This is a genomic window from Pseudomonas cremoricolorata DSM 17059 = NBRC 16634, assembly GCF_000425745.1.
Taxonomy (GTDB): domain Bacteria; phylum Pseudomonadota; class Gammaproteobacteria; order Pseudomonadales; family Pseudomonadaceae; genus Aquipseudomonas; species Aquipseudomonas cremoricolorata.
This window is the reverse complement of record NZ_KE384442.1, coordinates 80,058-94,403: the sequence shown is the minus strand read 5'-3', so window position 1 is coordinate 94,403 and position 14,346 is coordinate 80,058. Positions and strand designations below refer to the sequence as shown.

Sequence of the window (14,346 nt, the reverse complement as noted above, 5' to 3'; positions counted from 1 at the left end):
CTCTCTAATTCTTCGCGACGGCGGGTTGGGCCGTCGTCGGTGCAATCGGTTCCCGCCAGCCAACGGCCAGGCCGTTGGCGTAGCGCAGATCAATGCGGGCGATGTTGTTGATCTGCTCTTTGAGTGTCTTGTCGTATATGGCAATGAAACGGCGCATCTTCTCGAGCAGGTTGTCGCGCCCCAGCAGCAGCTCGATGCCCTGCCCCGAACTACCGGCGCCGGTGGTCAGGAACCAACTGCCGCGTTCGCGCAGTTCCAGACGGGCAATCGAGAAGCCCAGAGGACGCAACATCTGGCTCAAGACCTGGTACTGCTGCATGACCTTCTGCTGAGCGCGCTGCGGCCCGGCCAACTGCGGCAGGTGCTGGTAGTTGGACAGTTCACGTGGGGTGAACGCCTGCCCCTGGTTGTTCAACAGCGCCGCATCGCCCCAGCGGGCGACCGGCAGTTGCTCTTCCAGGCGCACCACGACCTCGTCAGGCCACACCCGGCGAACTTCCGCATGGGCGATCCAGGGCATGGTTTCCAGTTCGGCGCGCATCGCCGAGAGGTCGATGCTGAAGAAGCTCGCTGCCACGAATGGCGCGATCCGCTGTTGCACCGCCTGCTGGCTGATGTAGCTGAGGTCGCCCTGAACGGCGATCTTGCTGATCGGCCGATCGGCATATGGCATCAGGCGAATCGACCCTTCATAGGCACCGAAACCTGCGGCGACCAGCAGCACTGGCCACAACAGACGCTTGAAGAAGCCGAAGTTGGCCTTGGGCAGGCGCGCCGACATCGGCTCGGTGGCCTCCAGTCGGCTGGCACCACGCGGCACCGGCTTGTTACGGCCGGCGGCGGGTTGCTGATGACGTACCATCGCGCCTTGCATGACAGTTAACCTCGCGTCTCGACGCTGGCAGCCAGGATCGCCAGCACCAGTTGCTGGAAGTCCAGGCCAGCCGCGCGGGCCGCCATGGGTACCAGGCTATGATCGGTCATGCCTGGTGCGGTGTTGACTTCGAGCAGCCAGAAGCGGCCCTGCTCGTCCTGCATCACGTCCAACCGCCCCCAGCCGTCGATGCCAATGGCATCGCAGGCGCGAGCAGTGAGGTCGATCAGTTCTTGTTCCCGCGCGCTGTCGAGGCCGCAGGGAATGCGGTATTGGGTGTCATCGGCGAGGTATTTGGCGTCGTAGTCGTAGAACGAATGCGGCGTCCCCAGCGCGATCGGCGGCAGCACCTGGCCGCGCAACACGGCGACAGTGAACTCGGGACCATGAATCCATTGCTCGACAAGGACCTGGGAATCGTAGCGGGCGGCGTCTTGCCAGGCGGCGACCAGTTCCTGGGCGCTGTTCACCTTGGCCATGCCGATACTTGAACCTTCATGGGCCGGTTTGACGATCAACGGGAAGCCCAGTTCCGTGGCGGCGCGAATACAGTCGTTTTCAGACGCGAGCACGGCGTGACGAGGGGTCGGAATGTCCAGGCTCTGCCACACCTGCTTGGTGCGCAGCTTGTCCATGGCCAGCGCCGAGGCAAGGATGCCGCTACCGGTGTAAGGAATGCCCAGGCACTCGAGCAGGCCCTGCATGCTGCCGTCTTCGCCGCCGCGGCCGTGCAGAATGATGAAGGCGCGGTCGATCTTTTCGCTGAGCAGACGTTGCAGCAGGTCGTCACCGACGTCGATCCCGACCACATCAACACCCGCAGCGCTCAAGGCGCCGAGCACGGCATTGCCGGACTTGAGCGACACTTCGCGCTCGGCGCTCTTGCCACCGTACAGAACGGCGACGCGGCCGAAGGCTTTGACGTCGAGGGTGGAATGCAGTTTGGCGTAGGCGCTGCTCATTGCGCGGACTCCTGTTTGCTGATGGCGCCGGCAAACAGCGGGCTTTTCATCAATTGCGGGGCCAGGCCACCGACATCGCCGGCACCCTGGCAGAGCAGAATGTCACCGGCGCGCAGCAGCGGTTTGACCAACGGTGCCAGCTCGGCGCCACGCTCGATGTAGATCGGATCGAGCTTGCCGCGCTGGCGAATGCTGTGGCACAGCTGACGGCTGTCGGCGCCTGGAATCGGCTCTTCGCCGGCCGGGTAGACCTCCATCAGCAGCAGGACATTGGCGTCACCCAGCACCTGCACGAAGTCGTCGTACAGGTCGCGGGTGCGGCTGTAGCGGTGCGGCTGGTAGACGATGACCAGACGCCGGCTCGGCCAGCCGCCACGCACGGCCTTGATCACGGCGGCCACTTCGGTGGGGTGATGGCCATAGTCGTCGACCAGCATCACGCTGCCGCCGTCGACCGGCAGTTCGCCGTACACCTGGAAGCGGCGGCCGACACCCTGGAAGCCCGAGAGGCCCTGGATGATCGCTTCGTCGCTGATGCCCTCGTCGGTGCCGATGGCGATGGTCGCCAGGGCATTGAGCACGTTGTGGTTGCCTGGCATGTTCACTGACACCTCGAGCGGCGCGAGGTCGCGGCGCAGCACGGTGAAGTGGGTCTGCATGCCTTGCTGGCGCACGTTGATCGCGCGGATGTCGGCGTCGTCGCTGAAGCCGTAGGTCACAGTGGGGCGCTTGACCTGCGGGAGGATTTCGCGCACCACCGGATCATCCAGGCACATCACTGCCAGGCCATAGAACGGCAGGTTGTGCAGGAATTCGACGAAGGTTTTCTTCAGTTTGTTGAAGTCGCCCTCGTAGGTGGCCATGTGGTCGGCGTCGATGTTGGTGACCACCGCGACCATCGGTTGCAGGTGCAGGAAGCTGGCGTCGCTTTCATCGGCCTCGGCAATCAGGTAACGGCTGGTGCCCAGCTGTGCATTGGTGCCGGCAGCGGTCAGCCGGCCACCGATGACGAAGGTCGGGTCGAGGCCACCGGCGGCGAACACCGATGCCAACAGGCTGGTGGTGGTGGTCTTGCCGTGGGTGCCGGCGACGGCGATGCCGTGGCGATAGCGCATCAGCTCGGCGAGCATCTCGGCCCGCGGCACCACAGGAATGCGGCGTTCCAGCGCTGTGGCGACTTCCGGGTTGGCCGGGTTGATGGCGCTCGACACCACCAGCACATCAGCACTGGCGGCGTTCTCGGCGCGGTGGCCGACGAAGATTTCAGCGCCGAAGGTTTGCAGACGCTCGGTGACCAGCGAGGCCTTGAGGTCAGAGCCAGACACCTGGTAACCCAGGTTCAGCAGTACCTCGGCGATGCCGCACATGCCCACACCACCGATACCGACGAAGTGAATACGGCGAATGCGGCCCATCTTCGGATGCGGCATGGCTTTCTGGCTCTCAACCATTGGCCACCTCCAGGCAGATCTCGACGACGGTGCTGGTTGCAGCAGGCTTGGCCAGGCGGCGAGCGGTGCCGGCCATGGTGTTCAGTTTCTCGGGTTGCATCAGCACCTCGTTCAGGCGTTCAGCGAGCTGCGCTGCGCCAGTTGTAGCTTGTGGCATGAGGAAGGCAGCGCCCTCGTCAGCCAGGTAATGAGCGTTGTGGGTCTGGTGGTCATCGATGGCGTGGGGCAGCGGCACCAGCAGCGACGGCAGGCCGGCTGCTGCCAGCTCACTGACGGTCAGCGCGCCCGCGCGGCAGACCACCATATCGGCCCAGCCGTAGGCGTGGGCCATGTCCTTGATGAAGGGTTCGACCTGCGCGTCGATCCCCGCCTCGCGATAACGCTCGGCAGTGACCTGCGCATGTTGCTTGCCGGCCTGATGGAACACTTCGGGGCGCAGCTCGGGGGCGACCTCCGACAGGGCCTTAGGTAGCAATTTGTTCAATGGTTCCGCACCCAGGCTGCCACCGAGCACCAGCAACTTGGCGCGGCGTTCGGCCAGAGGCGCGCGCGGGCTTGCCAGGAACAGTTCGGGACGCACCGGATTACCGGTAGTGCGGCGTTTGTCGCTGGCGGCGAAGGTGTCCGGGAAGGCTTCGCACACGCGCGCCGCCATCGGCGCCAGCAGGCGATTGGCCGTGCCTGCGCGGGCATTCTGTTCGTGAATGACCAGCGGGATGCCGCACACCCTTGCAGCGACGCCGCCTGGGCCGGTGACATAGCCACCGAAGCCAAGCACGCATACAGGCTTGAGTGCCTGCATGATGCGCCGGGCCTGCAGCACGGCCTTGACCAGCGTCAACGGCGCCTTGAGCAAAGACAGCTTGCCCTTGCCGCGCAAGCCGCTGACCTGAATCAGGTGCAGGGTCAGCCCGGCCTGGGGCACCAGTTCATTCTCGATGCCGCGAGGCGTGCCGAGCCAGTGCACGGTGTAACCGCGGGCCTGGAACTCGCGTGCGCAGGCCAGCGCCGGGAACACATGGCCACCGGTGCCACCGGCCATGATCAATACATTCTTGCCGTCAGCGGCCATGGGTGGGCTCCTCGGCAAAGTCGTTCTCGTTGAATTCGTGCTCTTCGCTGCCCAAGTGCGTTCGACTCTCCCACTCGATCCGCAGCAGCAGCCCCACGCACGCGCAGCAGATCACCAGCGAGCTGCCGCCATAACTGAGGAAGGGCAAGGTCAGGCCTTTGGTCGGCAGCAGGCCGACGTTCACGCCGATGTTGATGAGGAACTGGCCGATCCACAGGAACGCCAGGCCGAAGGCCATATAGGCGGCGAAGAACTGCTTGGCCTTTTCTGCCCACAGACCGATGTACAGCGCGCGCACGGTGACGAACACGAACAGCGCAACAGTGCACAGGGTGCCGACCACGCCCAGCTCTTCGGCGAGCACCGAGAACACGAAGTCGGTGTGCGCTTCGGGCAGGTAGAACTGCTTCTGCACGCTGTTGCCCAGGCCCACGCCCAGCCACTCACCGCGACCGAAGGCGATCAGCGCCTGGGTCAACTGGTAGCCCGAGCCGAACTGGTCCGACCACGGGTCGGTGAAGGTGATCAGCCGCGCCATCCGGTACGGCTGCGCCTGCACCAGGACGAACACCGCCAGCACCGCCAGCACCACCATCAGGCTGAAGCGGAACAACCCCACCCCGCCGAGGAACAGCATTGCCGCAGCGGCGCCCATCATCACCACGGTGGCGCCGAAGTCAGGCTCCATCAGAAGCAGACCGGCCATGGGCAGCAGGACGATGAACGGCTTGAAGAAGCCCATCCAGCTCTCGCGCACTTCCTGCTGACGGCGTACCAGGTAGCCGGCCAGGTAGATCACCACGAAAACCTTGGCGATTTCCGAAGGTTGGACGTTGAAGAAGCTGAAACCGATCCAGCGCATCGAACCGTTCACTTCCCGGCCGATGCCCGGCACCAGCACCAGCACCAGCAGAGCGAAGGCGCCTACCAGCATCATGAAGCCCATGCGCTGCCAGGTGGAGATGGGCACCAGCATGGTCACGCCACAGGCGGCAACGCCCAGGCCAACGTAGACCAGGTGGCGAATCATGTGATACAGCGGATTGCCCGACTGCACCGCAGCCACCTCGGACGAGGCCGAGGTGATCATCACCAGGCCCAAACCGAGCAAGGCCAGGCAACCGGCGAGGAAGGCGAAGTCCAGATCGATGCCGCGGCCGCTGATCAGCGGTGACGGGTAAGGCTTGATGATGCCGAAGATCATGCCAGCCTCCCTGCAGCCTGGGCGAAGCGCTGTCCGCGTTCTTCGAAATTCTTGAACATGTCGAGGCTCGCGCAGGCAGGCGAGAGCAGCACGGCATCGCCCGGTTGCGCCTGTTCGGCGCAGCGCAGCACGGCGTCTTCCAGGCTGTCGACACGGATCAGCGGCACCGCATCACCGAGAGCGTCTGCCAGACGGCCGGCATCGCGACCAAGCAGCACTACTGCCCGGCAGTAACGCGAAACCGGCGCGCGCAGGGCGGAAAAGTCTGCGCCCTTGCCATCGCCACCGGCAATCAGCACCAGCTTGCCGCCGATGTCATCGCCCAGACCCTCGATAGCTGCCAGCGCAGCGCCGACGTTGGTGGCCTTGGAATCGTCGTACCAGTTGACGTCGTGGTGCACGCCAACCCACTGGCAGCGGTGCGCGAGACCGGTGAAGGTGCGCAGCGCTTCGAGCATCGGTGCGAACGGCAGGCCGACGGCATGGCCCAGCGCCAGTGCCGCCAGGGCGTTGCTTTGGTTATGTGCGCCGCGCACCTTGAGCTCGCGCACCGGCAGCAGGCGCTCGAATTCGAAGGCCAGGTATTTTTCACCGTCGAATTCGCGCAGGCCGAAGGCTTTGAAATCGGGTACGTTGAGGCCGAAGCTCCAGCAGGCGCGCCCCTCGACCGGCAGCGGTCGGCTCAGGGCATCGGCGCGGTTGATCACCACTTGCTCAGCGCCGCGGAAGATACGGTGCTTGGCCATGTGGTAGGCCGGCAGGCCGCTGTAGCGGTCCATGTGGTCTTCGCTGATGTTGAGCACCGTCGCGACCTTGGCATTGAGCTGGTCGGTGGTTTCGAGCTGGAAGCTCGACAGCTCCAGCACGTACAGCTCGACCTCATCATCGAGCAGGTCGAGCGCAGGCGTACCCAGGTTGCCGCCGACGGCGACGCGTTTGCCGGCAGCCCGCGCCATGTCACCGACCAGGGTGGTCACGGTGCTCTTGGCATTGGAGCCGGTGATAGCGACGATCGGCGCCCTGGCGTGGCGGGCGAACAGTTCGATGTCCCCGGACAAACGCACGCCGCGTGCAGCAGCCGCCTGCAAGGCCGGGGTGGCCAGGGCAAGGCCCGGGCTTACGTACAGCTCATCGGCGCGGCAGAGGAATTCAACGTCCAGCTCACCACAGCGCACTTCCACTTGCGGATAGTCGCGGCGCAACGTTTCCAGTTCCGGCGGCTGCGCGCGGGTGTCGGCGACGGCGAAGGCAATACCCCGGTTCGCCAGGAAGCGAACCAGAGACATGCCGCTCTTGCCGAGGCCGACAACGATGCGGAAGTGGTCAGAAGCGATCAATGACACGCGCGTCTACCTCAGTTTCAGAGTGGCAAGGCCAATCAGCACGAGAATCACGGTGATGATCCAGAAACGGACGATCACACGCGGCTCAGGCCAGCCCTTGAGTTCAAAGTGATGGTGAATCGGCGCCATGCGGAACACGCGTTTGCCGGTGAGCTTGAAGCTGGCGACCTGGATCACCACCGACAGGGTCTCCATCACGAACACCCCGCCCATGATGAACAGCACGATTTCCTGGCGCACGATCACGGCGATGGTGCCCAGTGCGGCGCCCAGTGCCAGCGCACCGACATCGCCCATAAAGACTTGCGCCGGATAGGTGTTGAACCACAGAAAGCCCAGACCGGCGCCGATCAGCGCGCCGCAGAACACGATCAGCTCGCCCGAACCCGGGACATAGGGAATCAACAGGTACTCGGCGAACTTCACGTTGCCCGACAGGTAGCAGAAGATGCCCAGGGCACCGCCGACCATCACGGTCGGCATGATCGCCAGGCCGTCGAGGCCGTCGGTGAGGTTGACGGCGTTGCTGGAGCCGACGATGACGAAGTAGGTCAGCACCACGAAGCCGATGCCCAGGGGGATGGTCACATCCTTGAGGAATGGCACGATCAGCGTAGTCTCGACGCTGGTTGGCGCGGTGCTGTAGAGGAAGATGGCGGCGCACAGGCCGAACACCGATTGCCAGAAGTACTTCCAGCGGCTTGGCAGCCCGCGCGAGTTTTTCTCGATCACCTTGCGGTAGTCGTCGACCCAACCAATGGCACCGAACAGCAAGGTGATGATCAGTACCACCCACACGTAACGGTTGCTAAGGTCGGCCCACAGCAAGGTGCTGATGCCGATGGCAGAGAGAATCAGCGCACCGCCCATGGTCGGGGTGCCTGATTTGGACAGGTGCGATTGCGGGCCGTCATTACGCACGGCCTGACCGATCTGGCGCATCTGCAAGGTGCGAATCATCCAGGGACCCAGCCACAACGACAGCGACAGCGCGGTCAGTACACCCAGAATCCCGCGCAGCGACAGGTACTGGAAGACCGCGAAGCCTTTGTGGAACTGTTGCAGATACTCAGCCAACAGCAGCAGCATTAATGTTTCTCCTCGCTGGAACCACACAGAGCCGCCACGACGTTTTCCATCGCAGCGCTGCGAGAACCCTTGATCAAAATGGTGGTGTTGCCGGCGTCTTGGCCGCGGATGGCCTCGATCAACTCGGCTTGAGAAGCGAAGTGGTGACCTTGCGGCCCATAGGCACTGACGGCGTGAGCCATGTTGGCACCCACCGCATACAAGGCGTCGACCTTGTCGCGTGCATAGGCACCGACTTCACGATGGCCTTCCTCGGCCCACTGCCCCAGTTCGCCGATATCCCCGAGCACCAGGACGGTGCGGCCGGAAAAGCCGGCGAGTATATCAATGGCGGCGCACATGGAGGTGGGATTTGCGTTGTAAGTGTCGTCGATCACGCAGGCCCCGCCCGGCGCCATTTGCGCCACGGTGCGGCCCTTGACCGGCTGCACGGCATTGAGCCCGGCGACGATCTGCGTCAGCTCGACGCCCATGGCATGCGCAGCTGCCGCAGCGGCCAGGGCATTGCTGACGTTATGCGTGCCGAGCAGGTTCAGTTGCACCGCACCCTGGCCTTGCGCGCCGTGCAGGGTGAAGGCTGGGCAGCCGCGGGCATCACGGGTGATGTCGCTGGCATGGAAGTCGGCCTGCGGGTTGTTCAGGGAAAAATCGATTACCCGGTGCGCGCCATTGCGTCGCTGCCAGATGGCATAGGCCTTGTCATCTAGGTTGAGTACGGCGGTACCGCCCTCGCTCAACCCTTCGAGAATTTCACCCTTGGCCTCGACGATCTTGTCAGGGCCGCCGAATTCACCGACATGGGCGGTGCCGGCGTTGTTGATCAGCACCACCTGGGGTTGCGTCAGGCCCACCGTGTAGCGAATTTCACCGATCCGCGAGGCGCCCAGCTCGATCACGGCTGCGCTGTGCTGCGGCGAGATTTCCAGCAGCGTCAGCGGCGCACCCAAATCGTTATTGAGGTTGCCGCGGGTGGCGAGCACCTCGCCACGCTGGCGCAGGATGCTGGCGAGCATTTCCTTGACCGTGGTCTTGCCGCTGGAGCCGGTGATTGCCGCCACCGGCCCGGTGAATGCGGCGCGGTTCAGTGCGCCCAGTTGGCCGAGCGCCACGCGACAATCCGCGACCAGCAACTGAGGCAGATCGACCCCTGGCACTTCACGCTCGACCAATGCCGCAACGGCGCCCTTGGCCTGCACTTCGGCCAGGTAGTCATGACCATCGAAGCGCGGTCCGCTCAGCGCGACGAATAGTTGCCCGGCGCTGACCGAACGGCTGTCGATGCTGACCCCGTCGAAGCGGGCATCGCTGCCCAGTACACGGGCCTGCAACGGCGTGGTCAGCTGGCTCAGGGTTAGGGCCTCAAGCATGGGGCACCTCCCAGGCTGCAAGGGCCTTGTCGGCCTCGGCAAGGTCAGAGAAGGCATGTCGCTGGCCAGCGATTTCCTGATAATCCTCGTGGCCCTTGCCGGCCAGAACAACTACGTCGTCGACGCCCGCCTGGGCGATGAGCTGGGCAATCGCGGCGCCGCGGCCCGGCACGAACAGCGCCTCACTGGCACGGGCGAAGCCTGGACGAATATCGGCGAAAATCTGCGCCGGATCTTCACTGCGCGGGTTGTCATCGGTGACCAGCACCTGGTCAGCCAGGCTCTCGGCCACCTGCGCCATCAGCGGCCGCTTGCCGCGATCGCGGTCGCCGCCACAGCCGAACAGGCACAGCAGCTTGCCACGGGCGTGGGGGCGCAGGGCGGTGAGGACTTTCTCCAGGGCGTCCGGGGTGTGGGCGTAGTCGACCACCACCAGCGGCTTGTCGCCGCCACCCAGACGCTGCATGCGCCCTACCGGGCCTTGCAGTTGCGGCACCACCTGGAGGATTTCATCCAGGGCGTAGTCGAGGGCGAGCAAGGTCGCCACAGCGGCCAGCATGTTGCTCAGGTTGAAACGGCCAAGCAGTTGGCTGCGCAGTGTGCGCTCGCCCTGGGCAGTGACCAGCAAGGCTTGCACGCCATCGTCGCTGAACAGCGCTTCGCGGCAATAAAGAGAAGCCTCGGGATGCTCCAGGCTGTAGCTGATCAGGCGGGTTTCGACGCATTCGGTGCTCGGCCGCGCGGCGAACGCCTCGGCCAGCTCGCGTCCGAAAGCATCGTCCAGATTCACCACCTGGCAGCGCAGGCTTGGCCAGGCGAACAGCTTGGCCTTGGCGGCAGCGTAGGCTTGCATGCTGCCGTGGTAATCGAGGTGATCACGCGACAGGTTGGTCAGTACGGCGATATCGAAGGCCAGCGCGGCAACCCGCCCCTGCTCCAGGGCATGGGAAGACACTTCCATGGCCACGGCACGGGCACCGGCTTTTTTCAGGTCGTTGAGGGTGGACTGCACGGCGATCGGGTCGGGGGTAGTCAGGCGACCACTTTGCAGATCACCGTGGAAACCGGTGCCCAGCGTGCCGATCAGGCCGCAGCGCTGGCCGAGCAGGTCAAGCGCCTGTGCCAACAGCTGGGTGACGCTGGTCTTGCCGTTGGTGCCAGTCACGCCGACCATCTCCAGCTGGCGGCTCGGCTCGCCGTAGAAGCGCCCGGCGATTTCCGACAACTGCGCGATCAACCCCCTGACCGGAATCAGCGGAACATCGGTGAGCGGCAGCACCGTAGCATCCTGTTCCTCGTAGGCCACCGCGGCGGCCCCGCGCGACAGTGCATCAGCGATGTGCTGACGACCGTCGAGCTGCGCGCCGGGCACGGCCAGGAACAGATCGCCCGGGCGTACCTGACGGCTGTCGAGGGTCAGCTCGCGAATCAGAGGATCACGGCTGGCATGGGCGAAAAGCTTGCTCAATGGCATCGTCATCAGCCACGCCCTCCTTTAGCGGGTACTGAATTGGCCTGTTGTGCTTCGGCAGGGGGCGGCAGGTTGTCTGGCGGCACATTCAGCAGACGCAGAGTGCCGGACATCACCTTGCTGAACACCGGCGCCGATACCAGACCACCGAAGTAGCCGCCTTTGCTCGGTTCATCGATGACCACGACGATGGCATAGCGCGGGTCGCTCATCGGCCCGAAGCCTGCGAACAGCGAACGGTAGGCGTTCTCGGTGTAGCCCTTGGAGCCCACGGTGGCTTTACGCGCCGTACCGGACTTGCCGGCCACGTGATAGAACGGCACCTGCGCGCGGAAGACGCCGCGAGGCGCTTCGATCACCTGCTGGAGCATGCCTTGGATGGTCTCGGCGGTTTCCTTGGGCACCACCTGATTGGACTCAGGCTCCTTGTCGAGCTTGAGGATCGACAGCGGCACCATCTTGCCGTCGTTGGCCAGCGCCGCGTACGCGTGCACCAGTTGCAGCGCGGTGACGGACACGCCATAGCCGTAGGACAGCGTGGCCGTTTCGGCCTTGCGCCACTCGCGGTGGTTCGGCAGGTTGCCGACCCGCTCACCCGGGAAGCCCAGGCCGGTGTACTGACCCAGCCCCAGCTGGGCCATCACGCGGTAGATGGCCTCGCCGCCGATGTCGAAGGCGATCTTGCTCATGCCGACGTTACTGGAGTTGATCAGGATGCCGGTCAGGTCGAGAATCGGCCCCTCGCTCTTGGAAACGTCCTTGATGGTGTAGCGGCCGATCTGCAAGCTGCCCGGGTAGACCTCGACCTTGTCGGTCGGCTTCCAGCGGCCGCTTTGCAGCGCAGCGCTCATCGACAGCGGCTTGACCGTCGAACCAGGCTCGAACACGTCGATGATCGCCCGGTTGCGCATGGCCGCCGGGAACATGCTGCGGCGGTTGTTGGGGTTGTAGGTGGGCTGGTTGACCATGGCCAGCACTTCGCCGGTTTTCACGTCCATGATAACCAGGCTGCCAGCCTTGGCTTCCTGCTCGGCAATGGCATTGCGCAGCTCACGGGTGGCCAGGTACTGCAGACGCAGGTCGATGGACAAGGCCAGGGTCTTGCCCGCCTTGGCGTTCTTGGTGACCTGAATGTCCTTGATCAGCCTGCCGCGACGGTCCTTGATGACCTGACGCTTGCCGGGCACGCCGGCCAGCCATTCGTCATAGGCCAGCTCGACGCCCTCGCGACCGTGGTCATCGAGGTCGGTGAAGCCGACCATGTGCGCGGTGACATCACCGGCGGGATAGAAGCGACGGAATTCCTCCATGCCATACACGCCGGGCACTTTCAGGTCGAGCACCTGCTGGCCTTGCTCGGGGGTCAGGCCGCGCACCAGATAGATGAATTCCTTGCTGGCCTGCTGGGTGAGGCGTTCGGTCAACTGCTGCGGATTCTGCCCGAGCACCGCTGCCAGTTGGGGCCAGCGGTCCTTGTAGGCCTGCATTTCCTTGGGGTTGGCCCACAGCGTGGTGACTGGGGTGCTGACCGCCAGCGGCTCACCGTTGCGGTCGGTGATCAGGCCTCGGTGGGCAGGAATGGGAATGTGGCGCAGGCTGCGGGCATCGCCCTGGCCTTTGAGGAAGTCGCGGTCAACCACCTGCAAGTCGATGATGCGCCAGCAGATGGCGCCCACCATGATTGCCAGCAGACCGATCACCACGCGGAAGCGCCAGGGGTAGAGTGCGCCCTCGAGTTTCATCATGGCGCGATCATCCGAACTTCGTCCGCAGCCGGAACGCGCATCTTCAGCTGCTCGCTGGCCAGGTTCTCGATACGGCTATGGGCTGTCCAGGTGCTTTGCTCGAGAATCAGCCGGCCCCACTCGGCCTGGGCCTTGTCCCGGTCATTGAGTTCGCCGTAGAGCGTGTTGAGCAGCTGGCGATTCCAGTGCGCGCTGTAGGACACGGCGATGGCCGAAACCAGCACGCCGACGAACAGCACCAGCATCAGGAAGCTGCCGCCGGGCAGTGGCTTGGCGAAGAGCTTGCTCACCGAAGTTTCTCCGCAACCCGCATGACCGCACTGCGCGACCGCGGGTTGGCCTTGAGCTCTGCTTCGGAGGCGAACTGCGCCTTACCGATCAGACGGGCCAGGGGCTCGAACACCTTGTGCTGCACCGGCAGGTTGCGCGGCAGATTGTCCGCCTCGCCCTTGGCCAGCTTGCGCATGAACAGCTTGACGATGCGATCTTCCAGGGAATGGAAGCTGATGACCACCAGCCGACCGCCGACATCCAGCGCATCGAACGCTGCCTGCAGGCCGGTTTCCAGATCGCCCAGCTCGTTGTTGACGTGGATGCGCAGCCCCTGGAAGGCACGGGTTGCCGGGTTCTTGCCCTTTTCCCAGGCCGGATTGGCGACCTTGAGCACTTCGGCCAGATCGGCAGTGCGGGTGAACGGCTGTTGTTCGCGGCGCTGGACCACGGCCCGCGCCATGCGACGGGCGAAGCGCTCTTCACCGTACTCTTTGAATACCCGGGCGATTTCTTCTTCGTCCGCGCTGGCGATGAACTGGGCAGCGCTGAAGCCCTGATCGGGGTTCATGCGCATATCCAGCGGGCCATCATTGAGGAAGCTGAAGCCGCGCGCTGGGTCATCGAGCTGCGGAGACGACACGCCAAGGTCAAGCAGAACGCCAGACACCTGGCCGGCCAGACCGCGCTCGGAGACTTCATCGGCCAGCTCGGCAAAACTGCGCTGCACAATGACAAAGCGGCCGTCTTCGGCCGCCAGCGCTTGCCCTGTGGCAATCGCTTGTGGGTCCTTGTCGAAACCCAGAAGCCGTCCATCGGTTCCGAGTTTGCTGAGAATCAGGCGGCTATGCCCACCCCGGCCGAAGGTGCCATCGAGATAGCAACCCTCGTCGCGCAGGGCCAGTGCCTCGACAGCCTCGTCGAGCAGCACGGTGATGTGGTTGAAGCCGCTATTTATAGTCACAGGATCAGGTCACGCAAATCGTCGGGCACAGCGCCCGGTTGTTGAATAGCTGCAAGATCAGCTGCCGAAACCACGTTCCAGGCCTCTTCATCCCACAGCTGGAATTTGTTCAGCTGCCCCACCAGCATCGCTTTCTTGTCCAGCTGGGCGTACTCGCGCAGCCGTGGCGGCACGAGAAAGCGCCCACTGCTATCGAGCTCCAGATCAACCGCATTGCCGATCAGCAGACGCTGAAGGCGGCGGTTCTCTTCACGCAAGGACGGCAATGCGCGCAACTTGGCTTCTATTTGCTCCCACTCATCGAGGGGATAGACGCACAAACATTTGTCTACGGCGTCGATCGTGACGATCAGCTGGCCGTTACAACGCGAATCCAACTCGTCGCGATACCGACTCGGCATGGCGAGCCTGCCTTTGGCATCCAGGCTGACGGCGTTGGCTCCGCGAAACACGGCTGTGATTCCCCAAAATGTTGGCTAGATGGTGGCAAAAAACCCACTTACTCCCACTTTTCGCCACTCGCGCACACTATAG

At 64.1% G+C, this 14,346-nt stretch carries 13 protein-coding genes; all 13 read right to left on the bottom strand.

What is annotated here, in order from left to right:
* Positions 1-4: 4 nt before the first annotated feature.
* From H618_RS0119295 to mraZ, 13 genes are read right to left on the bottom strand one after another with little or no spacing between them, the layout of a single operon-like run.
* Positions 5-874: a cell division protein FtsQ/DivIB gene (locus H618_RS0119295; RefSeq protein ID WP_028696622.1), complete on the bottom strand. Its 870-nt coding sequence runs from the start codon at positions 872-874 to the stop codon at positions 5-7.
* Positions 875-879: 5 nt separating this feature from the next.
* The gene (locus H618_RS0119290; protein WP_028696621.1) at positions 880-1,836 is read right to left on the bottom strand and encodes a D-alanine--D-alanine ligase; all 957 of its coding nucleotides are present in this window, start codon (positions 1,834-1,836) and stop codon (positions 880-882) included.
* Positions 1,833-3,287: a UDP-N-acetylmuramate--L-alanine ligase gene (murC, locus tag H618_RS0119285; RefSeq protein WP_028696620.1), complete on the bottom strand. Its 1,455-nt coding sequence runs from the start codon at positions 3,285-3,287 to the stop codon at positions 1,833-1,835. The genes H618_RS0119290 and murC overlap by 4 nt, the downstream gene beginning before the upstream one ends.
* On the bottom strand, positions 3,280-4,359 hold the full coding sequence (murG, locus tag H618_RS0119280) for an undecaprenyldiphospho-muramoylpentapeptide beta-N-acetylglucosaminyltransferase (protein ID WP_028696619.1): 1,080 nt from the start codon (positions 4,357-4,359) through the stop codon (positions 3,280-3,282). Before murG ends, murC begins: the two co-directional genes overlap by 8 nt.
* Complete coding sequence (ftsW, locus tag H618_RS0119275) at positions 4,349-5,563, bottom strand: putative lipid II flippase FtsW (RefSeq protein WP_028696618.1); 1,215 nt, start codon at positions 5,561-5,563, stop codon at positions 4,349-4,351. The genes murG and ftsW overlap by 11 nt, the downstream gene beginning before the upstream one ends.
* Positions 5,560-6,906, bottom strand: coding sequence for a UDP-N-acetylmuramoyl-L-alanine--D-glutamate ligase (gene murD / locus H618_RS0119270; RefSeq protein WP_028696617.1), 1,347 nt, complete (start codon positions 6,904-6,906; stop codon positions 5,560-5,562). Before murD ends, ftsW begins: the two co-directional genes overlap by 4 nt.
* 6 nt (positions 6,907-6,912) lie before the next feature.
* Positions 6,913-7,995, bottom strand: a complete 1,083-nt coding sequence (gene mraY / locus H618_RS0119265; protein WP_028696616.1) for a phospho-N-acetylmuramoyl-pentapeptide-transferase — start codon at positions 7,993-7,995, stop codon at positions 6,913-6,915.
* Positions 7,995-9,362 (bottom strand): UDP-N-acetylmuramoyl-tripeptide--D-alanyl-D-alanine ligase, encoded by a 1,368-nt coding sequence (locus H618_RS0119260; RefSeq protein ID WP_028696615.1) that lies wholly within the window; start codon positions 9,360-9,362, stop codon positions 7,995-7,997. The genes mraY and H618_RS0119260 overlap by 1 nt, the downstream gene beginning before the upstream one ends.
* Positions 9,355-10,842 (bottom strand): UDP-N-acetylmuramoyl-L-alanyl-D-glutamate--2,6-diaminopimelate ligase, encoded by a 1,488-nt coding sequence (locus tag H618_RS0119255; RefSeq protein ID WP_028696614.1) that lies wholly within the window; start codon positions 10,840-10,842, stop codon positions 9,355-9,357. Before H618_RS0119255 ends, H618_RS0119260 begins: the two co-directional genes overlap by 8 nt.
* The gene (locus tag H618_RS0119250) at positions 10,842-12,575 is read right to left on the bottom strand and encodes a peptidoglycan D,D-transpeptidase FtsI family protein (protein ID WP_161628458.1); all 1,734 of its coding nucleotides are present in this window, start codon (positions 12,573-12,575) and stop codon (positions 10,842-10,844) included. Before H618_RS0119250 ends, H618_RS0119255 begins: the two co-directional genes overlap by 1 nt.
* The gene (ftsL, locus tag H618_RS0119245) at positions 12,575-12,868 is read right to left on the bottom strand and encodes a cell division protein FtsL (protein ID WP_028696612.1); all 294 of its coding nucleotides are present in this window, start codon (positions 12,866-12,868) and stop codon (positions 12,575-12,577) included. The genes H618_RS0119250 and ftsL overlap by 1 nt, the downstream gene beginning before the upstream one ends.
* Positions 12,865-13,812, bottom strand: a complete 948-nt coding sequence (gene rsmH, locus H618_RS0119240) for a 16S rRNA (cytosine(1402)-N(4))-methyltransferase RsmH (RefSeq protein ID WP_028696611.1) — start codon at positions 13,810-13,812, stop codon at positions 12,865-12,867. Before rsmH ends, ftsL begins: the two co-directional genes overlap by 4 nt.
* On the bottom strand, positions 13,809-14,264 hold the full coding sequence (mraZ, locus tag H618_RS0119235; protein WP_028696610.1) for a division/cell wall cluster transcriptional repressor MraZ: 456 nt from the start codon (positions 14,262-14,264) through the stop codon (positions 13,809-13,811). The genes rsmH and mraZ overlap by 4 nt, the downstream gene beginning before the upstream one ends.
* Positions 14,265-14,346 lie beyond the last annotated feature (82 nt).

What these genes read in the sequence shown, in the direction of transcription:
- H618_RS0119295 (WP_028696622.1), bottom strand. Translation starts at nt 874, where the DNA reads ATGCAAGGCGCGATGGTACGTCATCAGCAACCCGCCGCCGGCCGTAAC.
- H618_RS0119255 (WP_028696614.1), bottom strand. Translation starts at nt 10,842, where the DNA reads ATGACGATGCCATTGAGCAAGCTTTTCGCCCATGCCAGCCGTGATCCT.
- murC (WP_028696620.1), bottom strand. Translation starts at nt 3,287, where the DNA reads ATGGTTGAGAGCCAGAAAGCCATGCCGCATCCGAAGATGGGCCGCATT.
- H618_RS0119250 (WP_161628458.1), bottom strand. Translation starts at nt 12,575, where the DNA reads ATGAAACTCGAGGGCGCACTCTACCCCTGGCGCTTCCGCGTGGTGATC.
- murG (WP_028696619.1), bottom strand. Translation starts at nt 4,359, where the DNA reads ATGGCCGCTGACGGCAAGAATGTATTGATCATGGCCGGTGGCACCGGT.
- H618_RS0119260 (WP_028696615.1), bottom strand. Translation starts at nt 9,362, where the DNA reads ATGCTTGAGGCCCTAACCCTGAGCCAGCTGACCACGCCGTTGCAGGCC.
- ftsW (WP_028696618.1), bottom strand. Translation starts at nt 5,563, where the DNA reads ATGATCTTCGGCATCATCAAGCCTTACCCGTCACCGCTGATCAGCGGC.
- H618_RS0119290 (WP_028696621.1), bottom strand. Translation starts at nt 1,836, where the DNA reads ATGAGCAGCGCCTACGCCAAACTGCATTCCACCCTCGACGTCAAAGCC.
- mraY (WP_028696616.1), bottom strand. Translation starts at nt 7,995, where the DNA reads ATGCTGCTGCTGTTGGCTGAGTATCTGCAACAGTTCCACAAAGGCTTC.